Source organism: Pseudomonas sp. B8(2017) (assembly GCF_002113575.1).
Lineage (GTDB): Bacteria > Pseudomonadota > Gammaproteobacteria > Pseudomonadales > Pseudomonadaceae > Aquipseudomonas > Aquipseudomonas putida_Z.
Map to the genome: position 1 here is coordinate 116,292 of NZ_NEIO01000005.1, position 16,479 is coordinate 132,770.

The 16,479-nt window shown below is 61.0% G+C and carries 16 protein-coding genes and 1 pseudogene; 15 read left to right on the forward strand and 2 right to left on the reverse strand.

Annotated features, from left to right (window positions below; translation table 11 throughout):
• Positions 1-20: 20 nt before the first annotated feature.
• The 14 genes and pseudogenes from hmpA to CAG22_RS10245 all read left to right on the forward strand — a co-directional run.
• The gene (gene hmpA / locus CAG22_RS10175; RefSeq protein WP_075043809.1) at positions 21-1,199 is read left to right on the forward strand and encodes an NO-inducible flavohemoprotein; all 1,179 of its coding nucleotides are present in this window, start codon (positions 21-23) and stop codon (positions 1,197-1,199) included.
• 559 nt (positions 1,200-1,758) lie between these two features.
• Positions 1,759-2,265 carry a disulfide bond formation protein B gene (locus tag CAG22_RS10180; protein WP_025337743.1) on the forward strand — a complete coding sequence of 169 codons (507 nt, stop codon included), beginning with the start codon at positions 1,759-1,761 and terminating at the stop codon, positions 2,263-2,265.
• Positions 2,266-2,824: 559 nt separating this feature from the next.
• Positions 2,825-3,769: a ubiquinol oxidase subunit II gene (gene cyoA / locus CAG22_RS10190; RefSeq protein ID WP_085587412.1), complete on the forward strand. Its 945-nt coding sequence runs from the start codon at positions 2,825-2,827 to the stop codon at positions 3,767-3,769.
• Positions 3,770-3,772: 3 nt separating this feature from the next.
• Positions 3,773-5,791: a cytochrome o ubiquinol oxidase subunit I gene (cyoB, locus tag CAG22_RS10195; RefSeq protein WP_025337744.1), complete on the forward strand. Its 2,019-nt coding sequence runs from the start codon at positions 3,773-3,775 to the stop codon at positions 5,789-5,791.
• Positions 5,792-5,794: 3 nt separating this feature from the next.
• Positions 5,795-6,418 (forward strand): cytochrome o ubiquinol oxidase subunit III, encoded by a 624-nt coding sequence (cyoC, locus tag CAG22_RS10200; protein ID WP_025337745.1) that lies wholly within the window; start codon positions 5,795-5,797, stop codon positions 6,416-6,418.
• Positions 6,418-6,750, forward strand: coding sequence for a cytochrome o ubiquinol oxidase subunit IV (gene cyoD, locus CAG22_RS10205; protein ID WP_003259128.1), 333 nt, complete (start codon positions 6,418-6,420; stop codon positions 6,748-6,750). Before cyoC ends, cyoD begins: the two co-directional genes overlap by 1 nt.
• A gap of 11 nt (positions 6,751-6,761) precedes the next feature.
• Positions 6,762-7,649: a heme o synthase gene (cyoE, locus tag CAG22_RS10210; protein WP_025337747.1), complete on the forward strand. Its 888-nt coding sequence runs from the start codon at positions 6,762-6,764 to the stop codon at positions 7,647-7,649.
• Positions 7,650-7,986: 337 nt separating this feature from the next.
• Positions 7,987-9,195 carry an alanine transaminase gene (alaC, locus tag CAG22_RS10215; protein WP_085705425.1) on the forward strand — a complete coding sequence of 403 codons (1,209 nt, stop codon included), beginning with the start codon at positions 7,987-7,989 and terminating at the stop codon, positions 9,193-9,195.
• Positions 9,196-9,309: 114 nt separating this feature from the next.
• On the forward strand, positions 9,310-10,437 hold the full coding sequence (locus CAG22_RS10220) for a hypothetical protein (protein WP_085587416.1): 1,128 nt from the start codon (positions 9,310-9,312) through the stop codon (positions 10,435-10,437).
• 159 nt (positions 10,438-10,596) lie between these two features.
• Complete coding sequence (locus CAG22_RS10225; RefSeq protein ID WP_003259127.1) at positions 10,597-10,980, forward strand: YkgJ family cysteine cluster protein; 384 nt, start codon at positions 10,597-10,599, stop codon at positions 10,978-10,980.
• Positions 10,981-11,416: 436 nt separating this feature from the next.
• Positions 11,417-11,668 carry a DUF3077 domain-containing protein gene (locus CAG22_RS10230; protein ID WP_085587680.1) on the forward strand — a complete coding sequence of 84 codons (252 nt, stop codon included), beginning with the start codon at positions 11,417-11,419 and terminating at the stop codon, positions 11,666-11,668.
• Positions 11,669-11,878: 210 nt separating this feature from the next.
• On the forward strand, positions 11,879-12,442 hold the full coding sequence (locus CAG22_RS10235; protein ID WP_085705426.1) for a GNAT family N-acetyltransferase: 564 nt from the start codon (positions 11,879-11,881) through the stop codon (positions 12,440-12,442).
• A 12-nt stretch (positions 12,443-12,454) separates the two neighbouring features.
• Positions 12,455-12,994: a hypothetical protein gene (locus CAG22_RS10240; RefSeq protein WP_085705427.1), complete on the forward strand. Its 540-nt coding sequence runs from the start codon at positions 12,455-12,457 to the stop codon at positions 12,992-12,994.
• 31 nt (positions 12,995-13,025) lie between these two features.
• Positions 13,026-13,172 (forward strand): annotated as a pseudogene (locus CAG22_RS10245) (lysozyme inhibitor LprI family protein); the annotation flags it as partial.
• 170 nt (positions 13,173-13,342) lie between these two features.
• Here the strand turns inward: CAG22_RS10245 and mnmH are convergent.
• Both mnmH and selD read right to left on the reverse strand, forming a co-directional pair.
• Positions 13,343-14,455: a tRNA 2-selenouridine(34) synthase MnmH gene (gene mnmH, locus CAG22_RS10250; protein ID WP_085705428.1), complete on the reverse strand. Its 1,113-nt coding sequence runs from the start codon at positions 14,453-14,455 to the stop codon at positions 13,343-13,345.
• A complete protein-coding gene (gene selD / locus CAG22_RS10255) occupies positions 14,455-15,489 on the reverse strand; it encodes a selenide, water dikinase SelD (RefSeq protein ID WP_085705429.1) in 1,035 nt (344 codons plus the stop codon). The genes mnmH and selD overlap by 1 nt, the downstream gene beginning before the upstream one ends.
• A 126-nt stretch (positions 15,490-15,615) precedes the next feature.
• Between selD and CAG22_RS10260 the strand changes: the two genes are divergently transcribed.
• Positions 15,616-16,470 (forward strand): putative selenate ABC transporter substrate-binding protein, encoded by an 855-nt coding sequence (locus tag CAG22_RS10260; RefSeq protein ID WP_013970992.1) that lies wholly within the window; start codon positions 15,616-15,618, stop codon positions 16,468-16,470.
• The last annotated feature ends 9 nt before the right edge of the window (positions 16,471-16,479 follow it).

Consider the following 16,479-nt stretch of genomic DNA (forward strand, 5'->3'; position numbering starts at 1 on the left):
CAGGCTCAGGAGTTGTTGCAATGCTCAATGCCGAACAACGTGCAATCATCAAGGCCACTGTCCCCCTGCTGGAAAGCGGCGGCGAAGCGCTGACCACCCACTTCTACAAGATGATGCTCAGCGAGTACCCGCAAGTGCGCCCGCTGTTCAACCAGGCCCACCAGGCCAGCGGTGACCAACCGCGCGCCCTGGCCAACGGCGTGCTGATGTATGCCCGCCACATCGACCAGCTGGAGCAGCTTGGCGGCCTGGTCGGCCAGATCATCAACAAGCACGTTGCCTTGCAGATTCTGCCGGAGCACTACCCGATTGTCGGCAGCTGTCTGCTGCGCGCCATCGAAGAAGTGCTGGGCAAGGAAATCGCCACCCCCGCCGTGATCGACGCCTGGGGCGCGGCCTATGGCCAGCTGGCCGACATCCTGATCGGTGCGGAAGAGAACCTCTATAAACAGAAGGAAGAAGCCGAAGGCGGCTGGCGCGGTACCCGCGAATTCCGCCTGGTGCGCCGTGAACAGGAAAGCAGCGAAATCGTTTCGTTCTACTTTGCCCCTGTGGATGGCAAGCCGGTGCTCAAGGCCGAGCCTGGCCAGTACATCGGCCTGAAGCTGGACATCGACGGCGCCGAGCAGCGCCGCAACTACTCCCTGTCGGCACTGTGCGACGGCAAGGAATACCGCATCAGCGTCAAGCGCGAGGCAGGTGGCAAGGTTTCCAACTACCTGCACGATGTGCTGGCGGTGGGCGATACCCTGCAGCTGTTCCCGCCGGCTGGCGATTTCACCCTGGCAGCGAGCGACAAGCCGCTGGTGCTGATCAGCGGTGGCGTGGGTATTACCCCGACCCTGCCAATGCTGCAGGCGGCACTGCAAACCCAGCGTGAGGTGCATTTCATTCACTGCGCCCGTAACGGCGCCGTGCATGCCTTCCGCGACTGGATCGACGAGCTGGCCGAGCGTCACCCGCAGCTCAAGCGCTTCTACTGCTATGCAGAACCGCAGGGTGGTGCCGCGGCTGATGCGGTAGGTCTGCTGAGCGAGGACCTGCTGGCCGAGTGGCTGCCGCAAGAGCGAGACGTGGATGCCTACTTCCTCGGGCCCAAGGGCTTCATGGCGGCGGTCAAGCGCCAGCTGAAAGGCCTGGGTGTGCCAGAGCAGCAGAGCCGCTACGAGTTCTTCGGGCCGGCGGCTGCGCTGGAGTGATGTAGCGCCTGTACTGGCCTCTTCGCGGGTAAACCCGCTCCCACAGGGATCGCGTAGGCTTTGAAATCTGCGCGATCCCTGTGGAAGCGGGTTTACCCGCGAAGAGGCCGGTACAGGCTTACAGCGTATTCATCCCAGCCGCTGGCAAGCCAGCTCCCTTGCAGCACTGCTCCCGCCCGTGGGTAATCGAGAACGAAACGGTCGATCGCATTCGCCGCCTGGGGGCTGGCTGCCAGCGGCTGGGCCGCACTTCACCTTCCTGCCTATATATAAAGGAGAGATGAAAGCGGCTGTGCAGCTTTCATCTTTAATCCTCCTTTAATCACGGTATCCTTCACTCCCGGGTGTCGAGGGGCTTGCCCCTGCGCGGCACCCGGGCAGCCGCTTTTTTGCCGCCCGGCGTTGAACCGACGTCGTTGCGGCCGGTCTCAGCCACACCGGATAGCCCTGCGCAGCGCTATCAAGCCGCTTCCTCGGCACGCTCAAAGGCCCTGCCCAGCGTGTAGACTTGCGCCAGGCAGGCGGATCACGCTGCCACTATCCATCGAAGGAACCGGCAATGAACGAACAAACATCGCGCCTGAATCGGGAACGGCGCTTTCTGGTACTGTTGGGCCTGATCTGCCTTTCGCTGATCGGTGGCGCCCTCTACATGCAGATAGTCCTGGGCGAGGCACCATGCCCGCTGTGCATCCTGCAACGTTATGCGCTGTTGTTCATCGCCGTGTTCGCCTTCATCGCCGCAGCGATGCCCGGGCGCCGCAGCCTGACCTTCTTCGAGGCACTGGTGGTACTCAGCGCCATTGGCGGAATCGTTGCGGCCGGCAACCATGTGTATATACTCGCCAACCCCATGGTCAGTTGCGGCATCGACACCCTGCAGCCGATCGTGGACGACCTGCCGCTGGCCAAGCTCTGGCCGCTGGTGTTCCAGGTCGACGGCTTCTGCAGCACGCCGTACCCGCCGATCCTCGGTCTGTCGCTGGCGCAATGGGCGCTGGTGGCGTTCGTCCTGACGGCCGTCCTGGTTCCGCTCGGGATCTATCGCAACCGACGCCAGGCTTAGACAAAAGTCCCGAACGGCATGGGGTCTTTTACGCCGCATGAGAAGAGGGAAAATTCGCTCACCGCTTGATCCAGATCAACCCAGAGGCCTTGCAGAATGCGGCTTTGGGGCCTATCAAGCGGGGTGCGACAAACTGTCGCGAAGTTGAATTTTTGAGCAGTATTGTTGCAGATTCTGTAAAGGACTGTTGCTCAATAAGTCATAGTCAAGGGTTGGCGACCTATCTACAATCGCCCCCAATTTCCGTTCGGCACTGCTTGCAAGTCGCAGGATTGAAGGAAGCCCCAGCGCTCCTTTTTGCTGACTTCGTCAAGTTTCGCCCAACGGCGATACCGGGCGGACCCCCCTCCGCGTTTTCCCGCACCAAATGGACTTGGTCTGAAGTACAGGCCTGTTGCCTACGAAACCATAAGCACCGCTAACCCGCTTGACGCCAAGGTCCTGCAGTCGGACCCCGGGCAGGAGCGAGTACGGGCGCGAAATGCCGCACTTGGCAGGACGAAGTGTTGGCTACCAAAACACAAATTGCATTGAAGCAAGCTGATCTAGAGGTCGTGAGATGAGTAAAAAGCGTTACCCCAGACTGTTTGGCATATTGCCCTTTTTAGGCATGCTTTTACTCAGTGGGTGCAACTGGACCCTGCTCGACCCGAAAGGTCAGGTCGGCATTGAGCAAAAGAACCTGATCCTGATCGCTACCGGCCTGATGCTGCTGGTGGTGATTCCTGTCATTATCATGACCGTGGTTTTCGCCTGGAAGTACCGTGCTTCCAACAAGGCTGCCACCTACACCCCTGACTGGTCGCACTCGACCAAGATCGAAGCCGCGGTGTGGATCATCCCGATCCTGATCATCATCGCCCTGGGCTACGTCACCTACCACTCCACCCACAAGCTGGACCCGTACCGTCCGCTGGATTCCGATGTGAAGCCGGTGCAGATCGACGTGGTCGCGCTGGACTGGAAGTGGCTGTTCATCTACCCGGAGCAGGGCATTGCCACGGTCAACAAGATCGTCTTCCCGGCTAACACTCCGGTCAACTTCCGCGTCACTTCCGACGCCGTGATGAACTCGTTCTTCATCCCGGGCCTGGGCGGCCAGATCTACGCCATGGCCGGCATGACCACCAAGCTGCACCTGATCGCCAACGAAAACGGCGAGTTCGACGGTATCAGCGCCAACTACAGCGGTGCTGGCTTCACCGGCATGAAATTCAAGGCTACTGCCACCTCTCAGGAAGACTTCGACAAGTGGGTCGCCGAGGTCAAGCAGTCGCCGAAGAAGCTGGACAAGGCTGAATACGACGCCTTGGCCAAACCAAGCGAAAACAACCCAGTCGCGCTGTATAGCGAGGCTTCGCCTGACCAGTTCCAGCTGATCGTCGACAAGTACGAAGGCATGAACCGCGGTCGTCCGAGCCACGAAGAAGCAGGCAGCAAAGATCTGGCCACTACCAAGGGTGTGGAATCGAGTATGCAACCAGCTGCCGGTGCAGAGGAGTAAGAGATGTTCGGTAAACTAAGCCTGGAGGCGATACCCTATCACGAGCCGATAGTCATGGTGACGCTTGCCATGATCGCGCTCGGTGGTATCGCTGTCGTCGGTGCTATCACCTATTTCCGCAAGTGGACCTACTTGTGGAGCGAGTGGTTGACGACTGTCGACCACAAGAAAATCGGGGTGATGTACATCATCGTCGCGATGGTCATGCTGCTGCGCGGCTTTGCCGACGCCATCATGATGCGTACCCAGCTGGCTGCCGCTACCGGTGGCTCCGAAGGCTACCTGCCGCCTGAACACTATGACCAGATCTTCACCGCTCACGGTGTGATCATGATCATCTTCATGGCGATGCCGTTCTTCACCGGCCTGATGAACCTGGCGGTTCCTCTGCAGATCGGTGCACGTGACGTTGCCTTCCCGTTCCTGAACTCCCTGAGCTTCTACCTGCTGCTGGCAGGCGTGCTGCTGGTCAACATCTCGCTGGGCGTTGGTGAATTCGCCAAGACCGGCTGGGTTGCCTATCCGCCGCTCGCGGGCATTCAGTACAGCCCTGGGGTGGGTGTCGACTACTACATCTGGGCGCTACAGCTCTCAGGCCTGGGTACGACGCTTACCGGCGTGAACTTCCTCGTCACCGTGATGAAGATGCGCGCACCTGGCATGAAGCTGATGGACATGCCGATCTTCACCTGGACCTGCACCTGGGCCAACGTGCTGATCGTGGCTTCCTTCCCGATCCTGACCGCTGCACTCGCTCTGCTGACTGTTGACCGTTATCTGGACTTCCACATCTTCACCAACGAGCTTGGTGGGAACCCGATGATGTACGTCAACCTGTTCTGGGCGTGGGGTCACCCTGAGGTCTACATCCTGATCCTGCCGGCCTTCGGTGTGTTCTCGGAAGTTACCTCCACCTTCTCCGGCAAGCGTCTGTTCGGCCACCACTCGATGATCTACGCATCGGGCGCCATAGCCGTGCTGGGCTTCGCCGTATGGCTGCACCACTTCTTCACCATGGGTGCCGGCGCCAGCGTCAACACCTTCTTCGGCCTGGCGACGATGCTGATCTCCATTCCGACCGGTGTGAAGCTGTTCAACTGGCTGTTCACCATCTACCAGGGCCGTCTGCGCTTCACCGCGCCGATCATGTGGACCCTGGGCTTCATGATCACCTTCTCCATCGGTGGCATGACTGGCGTTCTGCTGGCTGTTCCAGGTGCTGACTTCGTGCTGCACAACAGCCTGTTCGTAATTGCTCACTTCCACAACGTGATCATCGGTGGTGCGGTATTCGGCTACATCGCCGGCTTCGCCTACTGGTTCCCGAAAGCCTTCGGTTTCACCCTGAACGAGAAGTGGGGCAAGGCTGCCTTCTGGTTCTGGATCTCGGGCTTCTACGTAGCGTTCATGCCGCTGTACGCCCTGGGCTTCATGGGCATGACCCGTCGTCTGAACCACTCCGACAACCCACTGTGGGAACCCTACCTGTACGTAGCCGTTGTCGGCGCCGTGCTGATCCTGTTCGGTATCGCCTGCCAGCTGATCCAGTTGTACGTATCGGTTCGCGACCGCAACCAGAACCTGGACGTGACCGGCGACCCATGGGGCGGCCGTACCCTGGAATGGTCGACTTCGTCGCCACCTCCGTTCTACAACTTCGCCCACATGCCTGAGAAGGTTGGCCTGGACGCCTGGCACGAAGCCAAGGAAGCCGGTGTCGCCTACAAGCCTGCGGCCAAGTACGAAGCGATCCACATGCCGAGCAACACCGCCACCGGTTTGTTCATGGGCCTGTTCCTGACCGTCTTCGGCTTCGCCTTCATCTGGCACATCTGGTGGCTGGTTGGCGCGAGCCTGGTTGCAACCATCGCTGTCTTCGTTCGCCACGCTGCGCGTGACGACCAGGGCTACATGGTTCCGGCCGAAGAAGTGGCGCGCATCGAAGGCGAGCGCATGAAAGCGCTGGCCAAAGCAGGTGCTCTGCCTGCCGGCGCACGTGTCGAATCGTTTGAGCGGGTGTAATCAATGTCCAGTCAAGTAATGCACGGTGCTGCTCATGGTCACGACCATGGGCATGACGACCACCACCACGACTCGGGCCAGATGACCGTACTCGGTTTCTGGCTGTACCTGATGACCGACTGCATCCTGTTTGCGTCGCTCTTCGCCACCTACGCGGTGCTGTCCGGCAGTTTTGCCGGCGGCCCGTCGGGTCATGACATCTTCCAGCTCGATTTCGTAGCTGTTGAAACGCTGTTCCTGCTGCTGTCCTCGATCACCTTCGGCTTCGCCATGCTGAAGATGTTCGATGGCAAGAAAGCTGGCGTACTGGGCTGGTTGGCTGTGACCTTCCTGTTCGGTGCAGGCTTCATCGCGATGGAAATCTACGAATTCCATCACCTGATCGCCGAGGGCTTCGGCCCGCAGCGCAGTGGCTTCCTGTCGGGCTTCTTCGCCCTGGTAGGTACCCACGGTCTGCACGTGACCGCCGGCCTGATCTGGATGGCAATCATGATGTACCAGATCAACAAGCACGGCATCACGCCGACCGCCAAGACCCGCATGAGCTGCCTGAGCCTGTTCTGGCACTTCCTGGACGTGGTCTGGATCTGCGTATTCACCGTCGTCTACCTGCTGGGAGTTCTGTAATGGCTAACGCACACGACACTCATCACGAAGGTAATCACGGCAGCGTCAAGTCGTACATGATCGGCTTCATCCTGTCGATCATCCTGACTGCGATCCCGTTCGGCCTGGCCATGTCGCCAAGCCTGCCGAAGAACCTGACCGTTCTGATCATTGTTGCCATGGCCGTGATCCAGGTAGTAGTGCACCTCGTGTACTTCCTGCACATGGACCGCTCGAAAGAGCAACGCAACAACGTTTCGACGTTCCTGTTCACCACTCTGGTGATCGCTCTGCTTGTCGGCCTGTCGCTGTGGATCATGTTCAGCATCCACTTCGAAATGTTGGCCAAGTGAGGTAAGACTGCATGTCCGTTAAGCACTTTATCCAAATCACCAAACCGGGGATCATTTTCGGTAACGTGCTTTCCGTGGCAGGCGGTTTCTTCCTTGCCTCGAAGGGCCATGTGGATTTCGCCCTGTTCCTGGCGGTGGTGATCGGTACTTCGCTGGTGGTTGCGTCCGGATGCGTGTTCAACAACTGCATCGACCGTGACATCGACCACAAGATGGAGCGCACCAAGAACCGCGTCATGGTCCAGGGCGGCATGTCGCTGCCCCTCGCGCTGATCTACGCCACCCTGCTCGGGGTGGCGGGTTTCAGCCTGCTGTATGTCCAGGCCAACCCGCTGTCGGCGTTCTGTGCGCTGATCGGCTTCATCGTCTACGTCGGTTTCTACAGCCTGTGGCTGAAGCGTAAATCGGTGCACGGCACCTTGGTCGGCAGCCTGTCTGGTGCCATGCCTCCGGTGATCGGCTATTGCGCCGTGAGCAACAGCTTCGACCTGGCTGCGGTTACCCTGCTGGTGATGTTCAGCCTGTGGCAGATGCCGCACAGCTTCGCCATCGCGATCTTCCGCTTCAAGGATTACAGCGCTGCCAACATTCCGGTCCTGCCGGTGGCACGTGGCATCCTCGCGGCGAAGAAGCAGATCGTGCTGTACGTGCTGGCCTTCGTGCTCGCAACCTTGATGCTTACCCTCGGCGGTTACGCCGGCCTCGGCTACCTGGCCGTGGCAGCAGCCATGGGCCTGTACTGGCTGTACATGGCCTGGGGTGGCTACAAGGCCGAGGACGACAGCAAGTGGGCCCGCAAGGTGTTCGGCTTCTCCATCCTCACCGTCACTGCCCTGAGCGTGATGATGGGTGTGGACAGCCAGACCGCTGCGGACGTGCTGATGACATACGCACGCTGATACTGCTGCCTGTTTCACGAAAACCCCGGCCACTGTGCCGGGGTTTTTTTATGGGCTTTTTCTGTGCTGGCCTCGTTCGCGGGCTCGCCCGCTCCCACAGGTACGGCGCAGGTCTCGGGGCAGGTGAGTAATCCTGTGGGAGCGGGCAAGCCCGCGAAGAGGCCGGCACAGCAGAATTTAAATTTCTTATTTTCAAAAAATACATCTGAAAAGATCTATGAAAACAGGAAATTGTCCTTTACAAGCATCCGGTATCGGCACTATCTTCTGATTCAGGCCGCCACATCGGCCAGCGTCGCTCGGACGGTTCCGGGCGCTTACGTACTCAGAGGAAGCCATGGCCAACCCAGGTTCGCCGCGCCGCTTTGCGCGCATCGATCGTCTCCCCCCTTACGTCTTCAACATCACTGCCGAGCTCAAGATGGCTGCCCGCCGCCGTGGCGAGGACATCATCGACCTGAGCATGGGCAACCCCGATGGCGCAACCCCGTCGCACATCGTCGAGAAGCTGGTGCAGGTCGCCCAGCGTGAAGACACCCACGGCTACTCCACCTCCCGTGGCATCCCGCGCCTGCGTCGGGCCATCTCCAACTGGTACAAGGAACGCTACGAGGTCGACATCGACCCGGAAAGCGAAGCCATCGTCACCATCGGCTCGAAGGAAGGCCTGGCACACCTGATGCTGGCCACCCTCGACCAGGGCGACACGGTGCTGGTGCCCAACCCCAGCTACCCGATCCATATCTACGGGGCGGTGATTGCCGGTGCCCAGGTGCGTTCGGTGCCGCTGGTACCGGGTGTGGACTTCTTCAACGAACTCGAGCGGGCCATCCGCGAGTCGATCCCCAAGCCGAAGATGATGATCCTCGGCTTCCCGTCCAACCCCACCGCTCAGTGCGTGGAACTGGACTTCTTCGAGCGCGTGGTGGCATTGGCCAAGCAGTACAACGTGCTGGTGGTGCATGACCTGGCCTACGCCGACATCGTCTACGACGGCTGGAAAGCCCCGTCGATCATGCAGGTGCCGGGGGCCAAGGACATCGCGGTGGAGTTCTTCACCCTGTCCAAGAGCTACAACATGGCCGGCTGGCGGATCGGTTTCATGGTCGGCAACCCCGAGTTGGTCAGTGCCCTGGCGCGGATCAAGAGCTACCACGACTACGGTACCTTCACTCCGCTGCAGGTGGCTGCCATTGCAGCACTGGAAGGCGACCAGCAGTGCGTGCGCGACATCGCCGAGCAATACCGCCAGCGCCGCAACCTGCTGGTGAAAGGGTTGCACGAGCTGGGCTGGATGGTCGAGAACCCCAAGGCCTCGATGTACGTGTGGGCGAAGATCCCGCCGGAGTACGCGCACCTGGGCTCGCTGGAGTTCTCCAAGAAGCTGCTGGCCGAGGCCAAGGTATGCGTGTCGCCGGGGATCGGCTTTGGTGATTATGGTGATGACCATGTGCGCTTTGCCCTGATCGAGAACCAGGACCGTATTCGCCAGGCGATTCGCGGGATCCGGCAGATGTTCCGGGCTGATGGGGTGGCCCGCAAATAAGCTGTTGGGGCTGCAAAGCAGCCCCGACTGACTCAAGGGCGAGTTTTCCACCTGCATCCCACCGATTGATCTACCTATTTTTCTGCACTCATTTCTCACCACAGAGATCCACAAATGAGTGTTTTCACCGCCTATTTCTGCGGCACCGGTTCCCACCGCTTCGACGACGCCAACCCCAACTTCTGGAATGGCGAGCTGGTCTCTACCCTGGCCAGCAATGACCAGGGCCGCGAGTTTGCCCACTGGATCGCCGTTGACGGCCCCGGCAGCGGCAACCTCCAGGACGACAACCTGTTCGTCGAGCCCGGCGGCTACTTCAACTGGACCGGTCAGTTGTTCGGCCGCGGGTGGGAAGAGAACGTCAACCATGTGCTGCAGGTGATCAAGGGTGAAAGCAGCTGGCAGCGCACCAAGCTGAGCGAGGAGGAGTACGAGCGCCTCAAGGATGCTGGCGTACCCATTCCGGATGTTTCCTCCACAGCCTCCTGGTTCTGGCGCACCTACGACTACGGCGAGCGCCATCCAACACCGCAGGAGTTGCAGGAGCGCATCATCAGCTTGTTCCGCAAGCCTCGCTTGCCGACCCAGGTGAACCTTGTGGGCTGGAGCAGGGGAGGGATCAGTTGCCACATGCTGGCCAACGCCATGGCGCAGGACCCTGTATTACGGGACATACCCGTCAATATCTTCGTCATCGACCCGGTGCCTGGCATCGGTAACCTGCAAAGCCAGCGGGTAACCCTGGCGGGCAATGTCCGCGAGTACGTGGGTTTCTATTCGCGGGACGAACGATCAAAAGGTTTCGCCTGTGTGATCCCCTCGGTCGAACCGGATACGCGGATGTGCATCTACCCCATGCCAGGCCGGCATGCCACGCTGGTGGGCAACGCCTCCGTCGACGGTGCGGGTGACGGCAAGGTACTGGCGGAGCCGGGGTTGATCGTTCGCCATTTTGCCGAGGTCTGCCTGACCCGCTGGGGTGTGCAACTGGACAAGCGCCTGTCCCTGAGCGACCGCCAGTTGATGCGATATCACATGGTCATGGCCGCTGCCGAAGGGCAGTACAAGGCCATGCGCAGCGAGTCGTATACCGTGCTTACCGAGGGCGAAGATGACGACCGCTTGGTGTATTGCGGCGAGGCCTGCATTCCCTTCAGCAAGGTGTGCGGTAATGGCTATGAGCCGACCGAAGGCCTTGGCCTGCAGCATTGGGATGTCACTTCCTACAAGGCATTACGCTAACTTGAACGGGTGGCCGGGAAAGACGTTGGTCGCCTATATTGAATCGTCGGATCAGCGGCAAATATTTTTGCATTCCCCCTCTATCCAGCCGCCCCGGCTTGGATTGAAAATGGCGCCGCGGGCCAGCCCCGATAACAACAACCTTCCCTTCGTGCCATCATGTCCGAATACAACCCTTGCCTTGACTGCGGCGCCTGCTGCGGGTACTTCCGTGTGTCCTTTTTCTGGGGCGAATGCCAGTCTGCCGGGGGCCTTGTACCGGACGACCTGGTGGTACAGATCAACCCCACCCGTGTTGCCATGATCGGCACCGATGCCAAACCCTGCCGCTGCATCAGCCTGCAGGGCGAGATCGGCCAGGAGGTGGCGTGCACCATCTACGCCAACCGTTCCAGCCCCTGCCGCGAGTTCGAGGCGTCGTGGGAGGGTGGGGTGCATAACCCCAGCTGCGACGATGCGCGGGCAGCGTATGGCCTGCCACCGCTGACCCCGCCCGGGGCCAACGAGCCGCATTGGCCGGATGATGGGGCTGAGGTGGCCTGATTCATCCTGGTTGCCTTTGTCGGCCTCTTCGCGGGCACGCCCGCTCCCACAGGTACTGCACAGGACTCAAACACTGTGCGGTCCCTGTGGGAGCGGGCGTGCCCGCGAAGAGGCCATCAGCTGTAAGAAGATTCTGAAACTGAAACCAAATGCTTCAGGTGGCCGGGCATTGGGAATTATCCTACGAGCTCAGTCGGTTGCCGTCTGATAGGCAGGGAAATACCACAGCGTTAACTTCACCGTTCGCCCAGAAGGCGAGCGAGTGTGAGAACTCGTTGTTGGTAGTCCTCTTGTCAGCTTATGGCAGCTGTGCGCGTGCAGGCTTCGGCTTGACCGTGGTGACTCCAACACGGGCTTCTCACCTCGCGCACGGCTGCCGCCCAAATCTGTGAGAAGGATCGAGGTGGTTGCCTTCAGCACACATTTGGAGTTCATCATGAGCAATTACCTCAAATCCCGCACCACCGCAGGCGTGGAGAAGTTCCTCGAGCTTTACCGGGTAGAACCGGGCGTACCGCTTGACCTGGCATTCGATGAATTGTCGGTCCTGATCGGCTGCATCAAGCATTTGAACGAAGAGGCCGAGATGGAGGGCGACAAGATCGCTGGCAGCGCGGCGCGCATTCTCAGCGCCATGGCCAAGGCGCTGATCAATGACATGGAAATGGGCTTGAATCGGGGCGCCTGAACGATTTTTGGGGCCGCTTTGCGGCCCATCGACGCGGTTCGTCGCCACGACAAGCCAGGCCCCCACAGGTACACCACAGGCCCGGAGCCTTGCACTATACCTGTGGGAGCCTGGCTTGCCGGCGATGGGCTGCGCAGCAGCCCCGGGATGCTTGAACCGATCGCTTGACGTTAAACTGTCATCTCCTCAGCAATGGACAGGAGATCCGGCGTGACCCCACCCCGCAGTTTCCCCAGTGACCTCTGCCTCGACAGCCCGCGTCTGCAATTGCGCCCCATGCGCCATGCCGATGCCGCGCAATGGCTGGCGATCATGGCCGACCCCGAGGTCATGCGCTATTGGCACCATGCACCTTGGCAAAACCTGGCCGAAGCCGAAAGCGCCCTGGCCGCCGACCGCGAAGCCTATGCCAATGGCGACCAGCTCAAGCTTGGCATGTACCGCCGTGACAACAGCGAACTGATCGGCATGGTCCAGCTGTTCAACATCGACGATGTATCCCGCCGTGGTGAAATCGGCTACTGCCTCGCCAGCGCGGTGCAGGGCAGGGGCTACATGGACGAAGCACTGACCTGCTTCATCGACTACCTCGCCCACACCCTGCACATGCGCCGCCTGGAAGGCGAGATAGACCCGCGCAACCAAGGTTCGGCACGCACTCTGGAGCGTCAGGGCTTCGTGCTGGAAGGCACATTGCGTGCGCGTTGGTGCGTTGCCGGCGAGTTGTCCGATTCGGGTATTTATGGCCTTCTGCTAGAGCCCCCGGTTGCCTAGGAAGTAAATCTTTTGCCCGTTTTCTACCTGAGTTTCAGCCTGCTGCTGTACCTGCTCGCACTGTTCTTCGATGGCGCGCTGATGAGCGGCGACCGCCATATGCCGGCCCTGCAGATGCTGTTGTATGGGCCCTGGGGCATGCCCTTCGGTCTGTACCAGTGGTTTGCCAACCCGTTGCTGGCCCTGGCGGTCCTTGCTCATCGACGCTTTCGCCGGCTGTCATTGCTGGTCGGGCTGGTGGCTGTGTATCTGGCGGCCAGCAGCTTTGGAATTGACCGCCTGCCGGACAATCAGAGCTATGAATTTCATGACCTGGCTGGTTTCGGTGCCGGTTTCTACCTGTGGCTGGCGGCGATGGTGGTGTTTTGCGTAGGCCAGGCCTGGCATTGCTGGAGGGCTCGCAGCGCCGACGACATGCCGGGCTGGAGCTGGCTGGATGTGGTGTTGATCGCGGCGCTTGGCGTGGCGTTGTATGCGGCAACGCAGATGCCATCGCTGCGCTTCGAACCGGGCAAGGTACTGATGCCGCCGGAACAGCCACAGACGCTGTGATACCCACAAGCAGGGTTTATGACCAAGTATTTGGCTTGCCTACCGCGATGGCAATTGCGGGTTCCATGTGCAGACCAGTGGCGGGACCATGGCGCAGCTGGAAGGTGGGACCTGTGTGATGGACATGACCCGCGACCGCGCGGCGGAGCTGGAGCGGGTGCTCAGCCCTGGGCAGTGAGGTCATGTCAGGAATGACTGGCCCCCTTGTAGGAGCGGCCTTGTGTCGCGAAAGGGCCGCAACGCGGCCCCCGATTTCAGCATCATGGCGAAAACAGCCGGGGCTGCTGCGCAGCCCTTTCGCGACACAAGGCCGCTCCTACAGGTATTGCACTGCTCTTGGGAGCAGCTTTAGCTGCGCGGTTCGCGCAGCGCCCGGGCCTTGAGGTACTCGCGCACTTCCACCGCATCCCCGGCAAACTCGATACGTTCTGCCTTCGCTGCACGCTGGTAGGCATACATCGGGTCGTAATACTCGCTCAGCAAGCTTTCGATGAAGACCCGGTGCAACTCCACCGAACCACTGCGCTGCTGTTCTTCCAGCGCCTGGCGCAGGATTTCCGACAGCCGCTGATGGCGCTCGCCGCCGAGGCGCTTGTGAATCCTGGCCATGCTCTGCAGAAGCGTTTCGGCAAACAGTCGAAGGCCATCTTCTTCACCATGCAGGCTGACGAAATCGGCGCTCAGGTCGATCACGTAGTCGCGCAGGATACGCTCCACGCGGTTGGCCAAACTGTCTTCCAGCCACACCAGCGGGTATTGCTGCATGCCCTGGTACAACTCCAGCGGTACGGTGCAGCTGCCCACGATTCGGCCTTCGTCTTCCAGCACGAACTGCTCGATACCCCGGGCGCGTTTTTTCAACACGTCTATGGCCAGCCTGTTCTCGAAGTCGATCTGCGCTGGCTGTGCAGTGGCGCGCTTGCCAAAGCTGGAACCTCGATGGTTGGCGTAGCCCTCCAGGTCCAGCTCGTTGTCCAGCAGGTGCAGCACGTCGGTCTTGCCGGTGCCGGTCAGGCCGCCCACGAGCACGAAATCACATTGCGCGACCGCCTGTTGGGTAGTCTCCAGCAGGAAGTGGCGCATGGCCTTGTAGCCGCCCTCGACGAGCGGGTAGTCGATGCCCTTCTCATCGCGCAGCACTTTCTGCACAAGATGCGAGCGCAGGCCGCCACGGAAGCAGTACAGGTAGCCTTCCGGGTGATCCTCGGCGAACTTTGCCCAGGCCTCCAGACGTGCCTGCTTGATCTCGCCGCTGACCAGCTTGTGGCCCAGAACGATGGCTTCAGCCTGGCCCTTCTGCTTGTAGCAGGTGCCGACCTTTTGCCGCTCCTGGTCATTCATCAGCGGCAGGTTTACGGCACCGGGGAAGGCGCCCTTGGCAAATTCGACAGGTGCACGCATGTCCATCATCGGCACATCGTCGAGGAACAACTGGCGGAAGTCGGTGCAGTCGGGGCGCATCAGATCACCTCGACCGCGTGGCTCTGTCGCTCGACCAGCTTGCCGATCGGTGCCAGCTGCAGGCCCAGTTCGGCGGCCACCTTCAGGAACTCGGCTTCACCTTCCGGGGTAACCGCCACCAGCAGGCCGCCGCTGGTCTGCGGGTCGCACAGCAGGTGCTTCTGGTCGTCGCTCAGGGCGCCGATCTTGTGGCCGTAGCTGTCGAAGTTGCGCAGGGTACCGCCGGGGATGCAGCCCTCGGCCAGGTAGTGGTCGACGCTGGGCAGGCGCGGGACGGCGGCATAGTCCAGGTGTGCGGTAAGGCCACTGCCTTCAGCCAGTTCCACCAGGTGGCCGAGCAGGCCGAAACCGGTGACGTCGGTCATGGCCTTGACCCCGTCAAGCTTGCCGAAGCGGCTGCCGGGGGTATTGAGGGTGCACATCCAGTCGCGCGCCAGGCCCTGATCCTGGGTGCGCAGCTTGGCCTTTTTCTCGGCGGTGGTGAGGATGCCGATACCCAGCGGCTTGGTGAGGTACAGGTGGCAGCCTGCGCTGGCGGTGTCGTTGCGCTTGAGGTGGCGCTTGCTGACCACGCCGGTGACGGCCAGGCCGAAGATCGGCTCGGGCGCGTCGATGGAGTGGCCGCCGGCCAGCGGGATGCCGGCTTCGGCGCACACTGCACGGCCACCGCGGATCACTTCGCGGGCCACTTCCGGCGGCAGCACGTTGACCGGCCAGCCGAGGATGGCAATGGCCATCAGCGGGTCGCCGCCCATGGCGTAGATGTCGCTGATGGCATTGGTGGCGGCGATGCGGCCGAAGTCGTACGGGTCATCGACGATCGGCATGAAGAAGTCGGTGGTCGAGACCACGCCGCGCTCGTCATCCAGCGCGTACACGGCAGCGTCGTCGCGCGAGGCGTTGCCCACCCACAGTTTCGGGTCCAGGGCCTGGGCGCCGCTTTCAGCGAGGATCACATCCAGCACCTTGGGGGATATCTTGCAGCCACAGCCGGCACCATGGCTGTACTGGGTCAGGCGAATCGGCTCGCTCATGTGCACCTCAGGAGGTCAATTTGATGCGCGATTGTAGCAAAGCTGGCCTTTGCGCCTGCGCCTCTTATAATTCCCGTCGTCGGCGCATAAGCCGACCTTTCCCCGCTATTGAACCGGAGAACACCCATGCTCAAACGCCCTCTGGCGCTCGCCGCCGGCCTCGTGCTGTCTTGCTGTGCCGTTGTTGCCCAGGCTGCCGACACCCTGCGGGTCAGCGCCATCCCTGACGAAGCACCGACCGAACTGCAGCGCAAGTTCAAGCCTTTGGGCGAATACCTGGCCAAGCAGCTGGGCATGGAGGTGAAGTTCGTGCCGGTGGCCGATTACCCGGCGGTAGTCGAATCGTTGGCTTCCAACCGCCTGGACCTGGCCTGGCTGGGGGGCTTCACCTTCGTGCAGGTGCACCTGAAGGACCCTGCCGCCACGCCGCTGGTGCAGCGTGAACAGGATGCGCAGTTCACTTCCAAGTTCATCACCGCCAACCCTGATGTGAAGAGCCTGGCCGACCTCAAGGGCAAGTCGTTTGCCTTCGGTTCCATCTCGTCTACCTCGGGCAGCCTGATGCCGCGTTACTTCATGCTCAAGCAGGACAACATCAAGCCTGAAGACTACTTCGGCCGCGTTGCCTACTCCGGCGCCCACGATGCCACCGTGGCCTGGGTGCAGGCCGGCAAGGTCGATGGCGGCGTGCTCAACGCCAGCGTGTGGCAGAAGCTGGTGGATGCCGGCAAGGTCGATACCGCCAAGGTGAAGGTGTTCGCCACCACCCCGACCTACTTCGACTACAACTGGACCGTGCGCGGCAACATGGACCCGGCGCTGAAAGAGAAGATCAAGAAAGCCTTCCTCGACCTCGACCCGGCCAACCCGGAGCACAAGGCGATCCTCGACCTGCAGGCCGCCAGCCGCTTCATCGAGACCAAACCTGAGAACTACGTGGGCACCGAGCAGGCAGCACGCGAGGCCGGCCTGCTCAAGTGACATCGACAG